Annotated in this window: 10 protein-coding genes; 2 read left to right on the top strand and 8 right to left on the bottom strand. The window is 36.6% G+C overall.

The annotated features are described in order from the left end of the window. Positions 1-231: 231 nt before the first annotated feature. From AB1444_06400 to AB1444_06380, 5 genes are all read right to left on the bottom strand, one after another. Positions 232-1,344 (bottom strand): acetyltransferase, encoded by a 1,113-nt coding sequence (locus tag AB1444_06400; protein MEW6526283.1) that lies wholly within the window; start codon positions 1,342-1,344, stop codon positions 232-234. Positions 1,345-1,500: 156 nt separating this feature from the next. After that, positions 1,501-2,613 (bottom strand): acetyltransferase, encoded by a 1,113-nt coding sequence (locus tag AB1444_06395; GenBank protein ID MEW6526282.1) that lies wholly within the window; start codon positions 2,611-2,613, stop codon positions 1,501-1,503. 274 nt (positions 2,614-2,887) lie between these two features. Further along, complete coding sequence (locus AB1444_06390) at positions 2,888-3,292, bottom strand: hypothetical protein (protein MEW6526281.1); 405 nt, start codon at positions 3,290-3,292, stop codon at positions 2,888-2,890. A 167-nt stretch (positions 3,293-3,459) separates the two neighbouring features. Continuing rightward, positions 3,460-6,816, bottom strand: a complete 3,357-nt coding sequence (locus AB1444_06385) for a caspase family protein (GenBank protein ID MEW6526280.1) — start codon at positions 6,814-6,816, stop codon at positions 3,460-3,462. Between the two features lie 380 nt (positions 6,817-7,196). Beyond that, the gene (locus AB1444_06380; protein MEW6526279.1) at positions 7,197-7,649 is read right to left on the bottom strand and encodes a hypothetical protein; all 453 of its coding nucleotides are present in this window, start codon (positions 7,647-7,649) and stop codon (positions 7,197-7,199) included. 273 nt (positions 7,650-7,922) lie between these two features. Between AB1444_06380 and AB1444_06375 the strand changes: the two genes are divergently transcribed. Further along, complete coding sequence (locus AB1444_06375) at positions 7,923-9,044, top strand: acetoin utilization protein AcuC (protein ID MEW6526278.1); 1,122 nt, start codon at positions 7,923-7,925, stop codon at positions 9,042-9,044. 50 nt (positions 9,045-9,094) lie between these two features. On the opposite strand, the gene AB1444_06370 is transcribed toward AB1444_06375, so the two are convergent. Both AB1444_06370 and AB1444_06365 read right to left on the bottom strand, forming a co-directional pair. Further along, positions 9,095-9,745 carry a metallophosphoesterase gene (locus tag AB1444_06370; protein MEW6526277.1) on the bottom strand — a complete coding sequence of 217 codons (651 nt, stop codon included), beginning with the start codon at positions 9,743-9,745 and terminating at the stop codon, positions 9,095-9,097. Between the two features lie 118 nt (positions 9,746-9,863). Continuing rightward, positions 9,864-10,022, bottom strand: coding sequence for a hypothetical protein (locus AB1444_06365; GenBank protein MEW6526276.1), 159 nt, complete (start codon positions 10,020-10,022; stop codon positions 9,864-9,866). A 468-nt stretch (positions 10,023-10,490) separates the two neighbouring features. Between AB1444_06365 and AB1444_06360 the strand changes: the two genes are divergently transcribed. Next, on the top strand, positions 10,491-11,111 hold the full coding sequence (locus tag AB1444_06360) for a LysE family transporter (GenBank protein ID MEW6526275.1): 621 nt from the start codon (positions 10,491-10,493) through the stop codon (positions 11,109-11,111). A 108-nt stretch (positions 11,112-11,219) separates the two neighbouring features. On the opposite strand, the gene AB1444_06355 is transcribed toward AB1444_06360, so the two are convergent. Next, a complete protein-coding gene (locus tag AB1444_06355) occupies positions 11,220-12,302 on the bottom strand; it encodes an HD-GYP domain-containing protein (protein ID MEW6526274.1) in 1,083 nt (360 codons plus the stop codon). Between the last annotated feature and the right edge of the window lie 9 nt (positions 12,303-12,311).

The following is a 12,311-nucleotide window of genomic DNA, read 5'->3' as shown; positions in this document are numbered from 1 at the left end:
TGACGTAAGTGCAATGTCATTACGAGCGTAGCGAAGCAATCTCTATTGCATCATAAGACTGCTTTGTGAATAGTTGTAACCTATTGCATTCAATAACTTTACTCTTCCACCATTACATATTCTGTTTATAACATTTTTTTTCAATAATTATTTTAATATATATCATGACAAAAAAAATCCTTCCCCAATAGCTTGAAGAAGGATTTTTTATATTTAACTAAAAATTATATATCAATCATAGTATGCTATATAGTCAAACACCGCTGCATAAAACTCCATCTCGTCAAACATATCAGGACCAAGCCCAATAACATCCATATGATCCTGATTTATTAAATCAGCTCCAGAAGTCATTTGGAGCGCATTGGGATAGTTGATATTGCCAACATACCCCAATGAAGTATCAGTGGTAAGATAATCCTGGCCCAAAAATACTTCATGATATTTCAGTCGATATCCCATCTGCTGTGCATTGATACCAACCATTCCATCATCATCAAGGTCATCTTTAATCCCATTGCCACAGCCTGCTACACCATCATTATCACAATCATCAACACAATAGCCATTGCCATCAATGTCATACAACACCTTGATAATCAGAAGAAGTGGGTTAAGATCCAATCCTTTCTGTGCAGTCATTACCGAAACATATCGTGATGCATATAATGATGACACAGGATTATTTTCATTAAATTTTTTTGCTCCTGTTATTTTGCCATCATTGGCATCATAATCTTCATATACAAACTGTTTTAACGCTTCTACTGTATCATTCCCTGGTTTATATATAATATCTCCATACAGGTTAAATATGAATTTGATAATGTCACCTAATGTCCCCATTTCAAGAACATATTTACCCAGTGGTGATCCTCTATGAGGTGAAGAAATGCTCATAAGCACTTTCACAACCTGATACCCTTTTCTTTGATACAAAACTTTTGCTGCTTTGCGGATATCCATGCCACCCTGAGAATGCCCTACTAAATTTACATATTTTGCACCACTTGTTGCCATGTAACCTTCAATCTGATCAGCTAACTGAGCACCACGATATTCTGAATTATGCAGAGGCTGTACCTTGGCCACAAATGATTGCTGACCATTATTAATATTGGAATTACATGTTACTTCAAGAAAGGCATCACATGGGTCACCCACAAACACACCAAAATCATCACCCCAATAATTGTAACCTAAAATAGTATCAAAACCACCCATTCCATGAGCAAATACTACTGGATATGTTGTTTTATCAACAGCAGCAAAAGAAGTCTGGATAAAAACAAATAAAAACATACATAAACTTGCAGTTGTTATTAATACCCTTTTTAACGACATGCCAACCCCCTTTTTGTAATATTTAGTTTATTGATACCGACTATTCGGTATTTAGATTAATGCCACTTTTTTGTCAATAAAAATTACATCCAGCAAACAAAAAAAACCCTTTCCTGCACAAGAAAGGGTTTTTTAAATCATAGCTTTACAAATATATTAATCGTAGTATGCTATATAGTCAAACACTGCTGCATAAAACTCCATCTCGTCAAACATATCAGGACCAACACCTATAACATCTAAATGATCTTGATTAACTATATCAGCAGCTGAAGTCATCTGAGCACTATTAGGATAATTTATGCTGCTTACATATCCCAATCCCGTATCGGTTGATAGATAATCCTGGCCTAAAAATACCTCATTTAATTTTAACCTGTAGCCCATCTGCTGAGAGTTGATGCCAACAAGACCATCATCATCTAAATCGGTACGTGTCCCATCACCTTTGCCTGCAGCACCATCATTGTCACAGTCATCGGTGCAGTAACCATCGCCATCAATGTTGTAAAACCCATTTCGAAGCAGGAATAATGCAGGATTTACATCAAGACCTGTTTGTGCAGTAATAATTGATACATAGCGTGCAGCATACGTTGAGCTCACAGGATAAGAATTATTAAATACCTTCATACCGGTTGTTACACCATCACTGGCGCTATAATCATTATAGACTATCTGCTTTGCTGATGCGTAACAATCATTCCCCGATTTATAGACCACATTGCCATAAATAGTTGCAAGTGCAGCCATAACACTGGTTACACCAGGCCCTAAATCCAGAATATACTTTGCAAGTGGCGAACCACGGTGGGGGGAAGAAATGGAAAGTGCCACCTTAACCACCGTATATCCTTTGCGCTGATACAATACTTTTGCAGCTTTTCGCAAATCCAATCCGCCCTGTGAATGACCAACAATATTTACATAACGCGCACCACTGGTTGCCATATAACTTTCTATCTGGTTGGCAAGCTGTGTACCACGGTATTCAGAAGAATGGAATGGCTGTACCTGAGCAACAAATGATTTCTGACCACTGTCAATATTGCCATTACATGTCACTTCTAAAAATTCATCGCAGGGATCACCAACAAAGACACCATAGTCATTGCCCCAGTAGTCATACCCCAGAATGTTATCAAAGCCAGCCATACCATGAGCAAATACTACTGGATACGTTGTTCGTGGTACTGCTGCAAATACCCCATACGGGGTCAGAGCAATAGTAACAATAAATACTGCTATTAATAGCAAATCTCTTTTCATAAAGCCCCCTTAATAATATACCGTCTATATGGTATAATTAAATAGGATATATCAAAAAAGTCAACTATTTTTATACCGACTGGATGATTTTTATATGTTTTTTGAATATATTTTTAAATTCTCATTTCCAAATTTTTAAAATCATACTACTGTAGAAAAGGAGAACAAGGGATGAAATACATTTCATTACAATCTCTATTTTTAGCTGTTCATGATTCTTTTTTTGAGCAAAACACCATATAATTTCAATACTATTCAATCAATGGAAGTGACATCACCATATTTTTTTTTTCAAAAAAGCTTTAGCCTTGTTATCAATCAATAGTTTATCTGGATAGTATTTTTCTAAAAAAGCCACTACGCGGGGTGTCTCTTCTAAAAATAAATTTTGATTAATTGATGTTTTTTTCCCATAAAAAAATTTTTTTAAACCTTTTAGATGCAGATCAAAATCTTTTTTATATATGAAATTGAAAACTATTTTTGCGGGTTTGTTCCTATTAAAAAATTTCATTGCTGGAATATATACAATTGTAATAATTTCGATATTATCTTTTGTAATTACTATAGTTTGTTGTGCTTTCCCTATTTTTATCATTATATATTCCGGAGTGATTTCAAAATAACGGATACCTACAATCCTGAAAATAATATATACAGGCACAAATATTTGTATCATACTATATACAAAAATGGCAAACCCAGTAAAGCCATTGAGCTCTTTCCAGTATAATACTAAAAAAAGCCCACAAAAAAATACAACGATAAACCAGAAATCAAATGAAGTTTGTGTAAATGTTAAACGTTCATGAGAATTAGCAATATTATTATCCCTGTCTACCATATCTACCAAATCTTAAAATCAACAGTTATATTTTCTTTTCGGCTTGTGGGGTTTTGCCTTCCACCGGTTAAATCCCTTGTTCGCTGTGCTACATAACTCATTAGTTCACTCACTGTTACAGTACCATCTTTGTTGCCATCTGCTTTTTTCTTTGTTAAACCTTCAATAATGCTAAAGGTAAACACTCCATTTTTCCATTGTGGTGATTCATACGCATATTCTTCTCCGCCAGCAGAAGATATCACCACTGCACCATTATTCCGTCTCAAATCTGCAAATAATTCCTTCATTAAAGCAAAGCTATTATTGAGTCCTATTGTATTTTCTTTGGTTTTCACAACAGCAAATCCTCTTGTTTTTACATATTTATCTACATTTTCCTGACTTTGCTCTAATTGCATTTCATCGTTATCAAGCTCACCTGAATGACATGCATCTATAAACAGTAGCTTTTGCCGTGCGGGGATCCCATCAAGAAGATCCTCTAATTCTTCATAGCGCAAACCTCTATTCTGTGGGTTGGCAAAGTCAATATCATGGGTAGCTATATAATAATTAAGATTATCATCAAGAAGCCCATGAGATGCTACAAATACTATTACCTGATCATCAGGCATTGTATTGTTTAATGCGGATTTTACTCCCAGTATCTTTTCACGTATCGCATCTTCGTTTAAAAATAAAGCAACCTTAATTGAGTTGTATTTGTCCTTTTTTAACTCAAAAAGCTTTACAATATTCTGTGCATCTTTATCCGCATAGGTAAGGTTATACGCTTCCTGTTTAAATTGTGATACACCAATACCTATTATATATAAATCGGGCTTGGATAAACGAGTAGGATTATATACTACTTCTATTCTTTCAGCCAGCGATTCAACTCCTTTTTCATTAAGCACCGATATAGAGATTTCATTTTTACCAATAGACAATGGAATGGTAACAATTTCTTTAATAGTATTGCTTTTTTCTTTGAGAAGTTTACCTTTTACACCAAAAAGAGGAACCCCATTAACGTTAACAAATACACGTTCAATACCATAACGCACATCCCTTGCAATAAACTGCAATGTAAAATCAGGTTCATTAGTTTTAATTGGCCCACCAGTGGGAGAAGTTATGGCAACATACGGCATATCGGAAGTAAAAACTTTTTCAAAGCGTGATGGATCAAAACTCATTTTTTGTAATCGCTTTTCATAGGCTTTGCGGTAAGCAGCAACTATCTTACCAGGTGCCTTCCCTAAACGCTCCAATACTATGTCAGGTCGATTAAACTGCAGATCAAATTGATCAAATCCAAATACAAAAACTTTCAATTCTTTTTCATATTTTTGAAATTCTTCTGAGTTTTTATTGTTGATTTTATCACCTCTAATAGGTTTCGTTTGTCGTACAAATTTTTCAAATTTAACAAAATGTATATTTTTAAGTGTACCTTTGTTACAAAAGTAATAGTTATCCGGTGTTACAACAGCCCATTCGTTATTTTCCGTTGCAATACATTGTGCTATTTCATTACTGTGCACCAAATCCCAGATCCTTACCGCACAATCTTTGCCACCAAAAACCAGGTATGCATTATCCTTTGAAACTGTTACTGTAAAAACATCACTATTTGCATACAATACTTTTAATGGCAAATAGGTATGTAAATCCCATACTCTAATAGTAGTATCCTTGCTTCCCGATAGTATGGTTTTACCATCCGGTAAAAATGTAACACAACGTACTTTGTCTGAATGCCCGGTAAATATCTTCACGCATTTCCCACTTGCAACATCCCACAAACGCACAGTAGTATCCCCGCTTCCCGAAACCAGCAATTTTCCATCAGGAGAAAATGCTATTGATGACACTCTTAAATCATGCCCTTTCAGCCTTTTGACTTCTTTTCCAGTTGCTATCGCCCATAGTATTATAGTCCTGTCATATCCAGCTGAAGCTATTAATTCCCCATCTGGAGAAAAAGCAACAGTATCCACTGTACCTTCATGCCCCGTAAACGTGTGGACTACCACTCCACGCTGTACATCCCACAGTTTAACTGTTGTATCATCACTTGCTGTCACAAAATATTTCCCGTTGGGGGAAAAGGCAATTGAATTAACAGCCTGTGTATGACCTTTATATGTTTTTAGTAATGTTCCACTGTGTACATTCCACAACTTAACCGTACCATCATAGCTTCCTGAAGCCAGCACATTGCCATCAGGGGAAAATGCTACGGTAAACACACTATTGCGATGACCGTACAGCAACCGCATGTCATTCAACTTTGATACGTTCCACACCTGTATAGCTTTACTTTCAGTTCCTGCAGCAACATATAAACCATCAGGTGATATGGCAACGGAATATATCCAATCACTATTTTGTGAAATTGGTATAGCTTCATTGCCGTGTGCCACATCCCATACTTTTATTTTATTATCCCATGCACCTGAAACAAGATATCCGCTCTGGGGCAAAAATGCAATGGATGACACAACATTTTTATGCCCCAATAACGTTATAAACTCCTTTTTAGTATCAAAATCCCATACTTTAATTGTATAATCCAAACTTCCAGAAGCAATAAGTTTTCCATTGGATGAAACGGAAACAGAAGATACACCGCCTTTATGCCCTTGAAATGTATGAACCAACTGTTGAGCATATACATTCCATACTTTTACCGTTGCATCACTACTTCCTGAAATCAGAAATTTCCCATTGGGCATAATTGCAATAGAAGTAACTTCACCTGTATGCCCTATAAATGTTCGCACCGGCTCACCAGTACTTATTTCCCATAGTTTAATAGTGCCATCTTTGCTTGCTGATACAATATATTGATCATTAGCAGAAAAAGCTAAAGAAGTAATATCTGATTTGTGCCCATAAAATTTTTTTAATGTTTTACCTGTTGTCACATCCCACAACGTTATTTTTCCATCTTCTCCACCTGAAGCAATAATTTTCCCGTCATGAGCATATGCAACCGCTTTTACATAAGACGTAGTGTCAAAACGTTGTACAATTTCCCCTGAAACAACATCCCAGAGCTTTATAGTTTTATCTGCACTTGCTGATACAAGGATAAATCCATCAGGTGAAAATGCTATTGCTTCGACAGTATCGCTATGGCCCGCTAATGTACGCAACAACCGTCCACTTGCAACATCCCAGAGCTTTATTGTTGCATCAAGGCTTGCTGATGCAATTAATTTCCTATCAGGTGATACAGCTACTGATGTTATCCATTCACTATGACCAAGCTGCACAACTACTTGAGGATTATCGATAGTTAGCGAGTAGGCGTGAAGAAAAAATAAATGAACAAAAAGAGTAGTTACAATCATTTTCTTTATGTTCATGGCTGACCTCATTGAATATTTTTTCCATTAAAAGAACAATTTATTATGAATGTCAACTTTTTTGTACAGTAAGTTTACCTGCCTAAGGGAGATTCAAGAATAAAGTGCAACACAAAATTAAAATAATATAGCGTCAAATGTAAAACATCATTAAAGTAGATGTAGTCAAAAATAAAAAATAAAAGGAGGTATGATAAAAAGGTCAAACTGGTTACGTCAGAATGAGGATCTCTAAAAAATAGCACGATGAACAGGCAAGTTATCGTTCGTCATAGTATGTGGTCATATAGTCCGGGAAGTAGACAGTATGCGGATATACTTTTACCAACGTAAAAGTTTAGTTATGTCTTATGTTAGTCAATTACCTTTAGCTATGACGGCTATTGGGTGGCTAGTTTCACCAATTCTGGGGGTGGTCCCCAATAAAATTGACAACACGGGATGCCTTCTTCTAAATAAAATGAAAATGTGTAGCCGCTAAAACGATAGTTATCGGTATTTTCATCACTGTCTAAGGCAGCAAGATAATCATACAGATAATTCTCTACACAATAGGCTATAATCTTAGCCAGTGACATCTTACAGACTTTCCTCACATCCATCACAAACTCATATTCATTCTCATACAAATACAGATGCACCCGCTTCCAGGTGTGATATCGCTTTCTATACTGTAACCTTTTATAGCTTTTTACAGGGATCTTTTTATACGAAAACACATAGTTTATGAAATTTATAATAAACGTATGAAGCGATAGTTTACGGATAGCGGCATTTTCTTGTAAAAGCTCTACGTGTTCATAGGCAATACAGGTGGTAGTTTCTATATTCATACATTTCCTCCAAAGTATATACATGACACAACAATACTGCTATGTGAACAAATTGCAACAACTAATTGAATATTTTAAAAAAATGATTTAAAAACACATCCAAGGTAGTCTAAAGGATGGAAATCTTCATATGAGATTTTACAGGGATGGCTTAATATTGCCCTTCAAAATTGAACTTGCACTTAAATAAAATTGGATTTATTTAAAATGGCTTGATTTATTATATACTCAACGGCATCGTGGCATTAGCTTATGCATAAAGGATTTATCCCCATGAAAAATATTTTTTTCTATTCCGAAGATCTTGCACAGGTTGAGTACTCGCCAACACATCCGTTTAAGCCAATGCGTGCAAAACAGATGATGGATTTATTGAACCGATATGGGCTGCTTGAAGATACACAAATACTAGAACATCCCTTCCTTGAAGAAGATTTGCTATATCTGTTTCATACCCCCGATTACATCCAGGCACTTAAAACATGCGAACACGGTGAATTTGACATTAACCTGTTAACCTATGGACTGGGAACTCACGATAACCCTATTTTTAAAGGTGTATATAGTTTTTCACTACAGGCCTCTGGTGGAACGTTTTTAGGTGCAAAGAAATTAGCAGAAACGGGTGCAACATTTGCTTTCAATCCCATTGGTGGCTTTCACCACGCCATGCGCGACCATGCTGAAGGTTTCTGTTATATTAATGATCTTGCCATAGCATTGCATTATCTTATCAAAAAGGGACTCAAATGTGCCTATATAGACATTGATGTTCACCATGGGGATGGTGTGCAAAGTGCTTTCTACGATGACAACAGGGTGCTAACCATATCCATCCATGAAAGCGGACAGTTTTTATTCCCCGGAACTGGTTTTGAAAATGAAATTGGTGAGGGCCCCGGATACGGGTATAACGTTAATATCCCTCTTTTAAAAGATACCGACGATGAAATTTATCTTTATGCCTTTGAAGAAATAGTACCACCACTACTTCAGAGTTTCAAACCTGATGTCGTATGTGTTCAGGTGGGTGGCGATAGCCACAAGGATGACCCACTGGCGCATCTTAACCTCACAAGCAACGGGTATGTAAAAGTTCTTAATATCATTAAGCAATACTCTACTAAAATATTAGCAACAGGAGGTGGTGGTTATAATCTGTATAAAACAGCAGCACTGTGGACACTGGCATGGTCCACATTTGCAGGTGTAAAACCTGTGGATAATTTTATGGGTGTCGTTGGCGGCATGATGTTTGGACCAGAAATGGATGCAGGTTCACTGTACGATACACCGTATCACATTGGCGGATTGACAAAAGAACAATGTTTTGCATATGCACGCGATGTTGTGGATTATATAAAACAGATGGTATTTCCCATTCACAACATATAAGGAACTTCTAAAAACTGTTTTTTTGGATGTTCCCTTGTGGGAACAATATACTACAAACGTTTGACGGTAGCCCGGGCCCCATTCAATGCCACCAGAATAGAAGCATAATATCCGCTTTTAAACGTTCCTGCATTAACCACGGTGGTATTGCCCAACTGAGCCACACCATGCGCTTCATGTATGTGCCCGCAAATACATAAATCTATATTATTTTCCACACAGAACTTAGCAACTGCTGTACTTCCAGCATTGGTTTTAAAGATAGTCCTATCGCACACATTCTTTGGTGGATTATGCGATATAAGCACCTTAATTGGTTGATTTTTTATATGTTCAAAACCTTTAGATAAAAAGGTATATATTTCATCCTCAGTGTATTCAACAGGAGTATGCAGTGGTGTTTTAATGGAGCCACCTACACCAAAAAAGCCAATATCATCAACTATCGCAAAGCCTGCATGAATGGAATACGGTGCAAGGAATTGCTGGATTTTACTCCCATCCCAGTTGCCATGAACTGCTAAAACAGGTTTATTTATATGGGCGATAGTATCTTTATAGGCATCCCAGCGTGTATACCACTTTAGTGGACCAATGTCCCCTGCAATGACAACAATATCGCTGGATTCAATCTCAGGCTGCAAGCAATAAAAATTCTTATATCCTCGATGGATATCACTGATAGCGCAAATTTTTAGCATTTTCTTTTATCACAATAGATTTTTTTCAGGCAAACTTTAATGAGGAATCCTGGTAGGATATGGATAAATGTCAAGAACTATACACCATACTGTGGAATTTATAGTGTACTATGAATAATTATATACCTCTGTCCTCGTCAAATATTTCAGCAGGTATTAATACCCCAAAATATTTGATTGCAGCTACAAGTCTGTCACATTCGTCAACCTGTGGCAGCGTTGCACATTGAAAAGGTTCTTCATATTCCCTGTAGATGAATAATTGTGCATTTTTCATGGTAATAACCCTGTATTAATCATCGTAAACTAATATAGCATAAATTACCTTAAAATCAAGCTGAACTTTACAAAAATTATTTAAAATATATTTAAATTTGAATTTACAAAATATGAACAAAATATAAATTAGTGTACAGAGGGTGTCCCAAAACAATCCGTGGAGTTCTCAATGATGCGGGTGCAAAGTCATTGCGAGCGTAGCGAAGCAATCTAAATACCACAGGAGACAAGATTGCTTCGTCACTTCGTTCCTCGCAATGACAGTATGGCAAAAGTCATTGCAGAAGATGTCTTTTGAGACAACCCCGTACACTATATTCATTATGAAATTTTTTAAGGAATTATTACCGTATACTTTTATTTCCACACTGTTTCAATATTTCTTTAATGGATCAAATTAATTTTTTTGAATAATCCAAATATCACTTGCCATACATCTTTATTTTTTCATAGTGTATATGTTATTATGGCAACAGAACATACATATATGGAATTTATATTTATTACTCTTACGGTATCCCTTTCAGGGGTTATGGCTCCGGGACCCATGAGTGCAGTAACCATTAATCACGGTACACGCTCCAGGCCGGCAGGATTAAAGGTTGCTACCGGACATGCAATTATTGAACTGCCGGTAATCTTAGCTCTGTTTTTTGGTATCAAGCTCATAACACAGTTCACCGACATCACAACGTATATTACATTGGCAGGAAGCATTGTGTTATTCATACTTGCCACACTTACAGTAAAGAGTTTACGGAAAAACAATAGCTCTGTACAAACTTACACACCAATGATTGATGGAATTGTCCTTTCAGCATTTAACCCTTATTTTTATGTGTGGTGGCTTACTATTGGACTATCGCTTATACAGAAGGCAATTTTATTTGGTGCAACGGGACTTGCTTTATTTTCAGTATTGCATTTAGCATGCGACTATATCTGGCTTTTACTGTTATCAATTATTTCATTTGCCGGGGCTTCTTTTTTAGGCACAAAATTCAAAACAGCAGTAAGCATCATAACTGTGGTAATGCTCTACGGATTTGGGATATTTTTTATGTATGATGCACTGAAGCAACTGTGAAATGGTTGAAGAGTTTATACAAAAAAAGCACATTACGCATAAAAGAAATAACACCGCAAGAACACATGCCAGGTGGAATGGAAACTAAACGCATAAAAAGATACACTGCTAACGAGGGATAATCCTTTTTACTGAGCGGGTGCTATCAAGCGTCAGATCTACCGTAAACGGACGGGTAATCTTTTGCTGTTTGTCGTTTGTCAAAATTTTAACTATGGGCCGCAAGTCTCCGGTTGAATGCAACTCTTCAACCTGTGCCACCTCACCTGTGGTAAGAAGCACAAGCGTCCCTACAGGTATTAACGGTTCTTTTTGTAAAACCGGCGTCATATCGCGCACAAACCGTGAAACCAGAATCGGATTAAATTTAACCCGTGATTCTTTCATTATAGAAAGTATTGCCTCACGTGACGAGTAAGCCCTTTTGTAAGGGCGCGGAGTAATAAGCGCATCATACACATCACAAATTGATGTAATCCTTGCCCCTATTGGGATTTCCTCATCCTGCAAATTCTTTGGATACCCTTTACCATTATAATTTTCATGATGATGCAATATCACATCAAGAGCATTGGAAGGTATATGATCATGTTTAGCTACATATTCATAGCCATATTCAGGGTGCTTTTTAATAACCTCAAATTCATCACTGGTTAACTTTTCCTTTTTGTTAAGAATCTCTTTTGGAATCATTAGTTTACCAACATCATGTAAAAACGCACCAAGCCCAATTTCACGGACCAGTTTTTCTTCAAGTCCATGTTTGGAAGCCATAGTCATGGCAAGTATTCCCACATTGACCGAGTGGGTAAATGTATAATCATCATAATCCTTGATCTTCATTAAGTAAAGAAATCGATCTTTATTCTGTTTCACATACTTGTGCAATGATAACACAAAATCTTTTGTTTGCTCCAGATCAGGTCGTGCATTTGTTCTAACTGCTTCAAATAACGATTCCCATATATCCTGCGCCTGTTCAGTGAATGCTGTTGCATCATTATTTTCAACTGGCGTATAGTATATACGCCTAACCCCTTTTGCCTTCAGCGTATCAATAATCTCGGCTGTATACACAGTATACGCAGGATATAAAAAATTATTTTCAGAATCAAAGGTGTCTCCAGAAAGTGTTGCACCCGGAACCATAAATTCAACAATGACCTCTAAACGTTTAGCACTATCTTCCATACTTACAAC

This window comes from Spirochaetota bacterium, assembly GCA_040756435.1.
Lineage (GTDB): Bacteria > Spirochaetota > UBA4802 > UBA4802 > UB4802 > UBA4802.
Note: the sequence above shows the minus strand (reverse complement) of the source record. Positions and strands in the feature narration are given on the sequence as shown.

Excerpts from the sequence above, each read along its gene's own strand:
- AB1444_06400 (MEW6526283.1), bottom strand. The coding sequence starts at position 1,344 with ATGTCGTTAAAAAGGGTATTAATAACAACTGCAAGTTTATGTATGTTT.
- AB1444_06395 (MEW6526282.1), bottom strand. The coding sequence starts at position 2,613 with ATGAAAAGAGATTTGCTATTAATAGCAGTATTTATTGTTACTATTGCT.
- AB1444_06390 (MEW6526281.1), bottom strand. The coding sequence starts at position 3,292 with ATGATACAAATATTTGTGCCTGTATATATTATTTTCAGGATTGTAGGT.
- AB1444_06385 (MEW6526280.1), bottom strand. The coding sequence starts at position 6,816 with ATGAACATAAAGAAAATGATTGTAACTACTCTTTTTGTTCATTTATTT.
- AB1444_06380 (MEW6526279.1), bottom strand. The coding sequence starts at position 7,649 with ATGAATATAGAAACTACCACCTGTATTGCCTATGAACACGTAGAGCTT.
- AB1444_06375 (MEW6526278.1), top strand. The coding sequence starts at position 7,923 with ATGAAAAATATTTTTTTCTATTCCGAAGATCTTGCACAGGTTGAGTAC.
- AB1444_06370 (MEW6526277.1), bottom strand. The coding sequence starts at position 9,745 with ATGCTAAAAATTTGCGCTATCAGTGATATCCATCGAGGATATAAGAAT.
- AB1444_06365 (MEW6526276.1), bottom strand. The coding sequence starts at position 10,022 with ATGAAAAATGCACAATTATTCATCTACAGGGAATATGAAGAACCTTTT.
- AB1444_06360 (MEW6526275.1), top strand. The coding sequence starts at position 10,491 with ATGGCAACAGAACATACATATATGGAATTTATATTTATTACTCTTACG.
- AB1444_06355 (MEW6526274.1), bottom strand. The coding sequence starts at position 12,302 with ATGGAAGATAGTGCTAAACGTTTAGAGGTCATTGTTGAATTTATGGTT.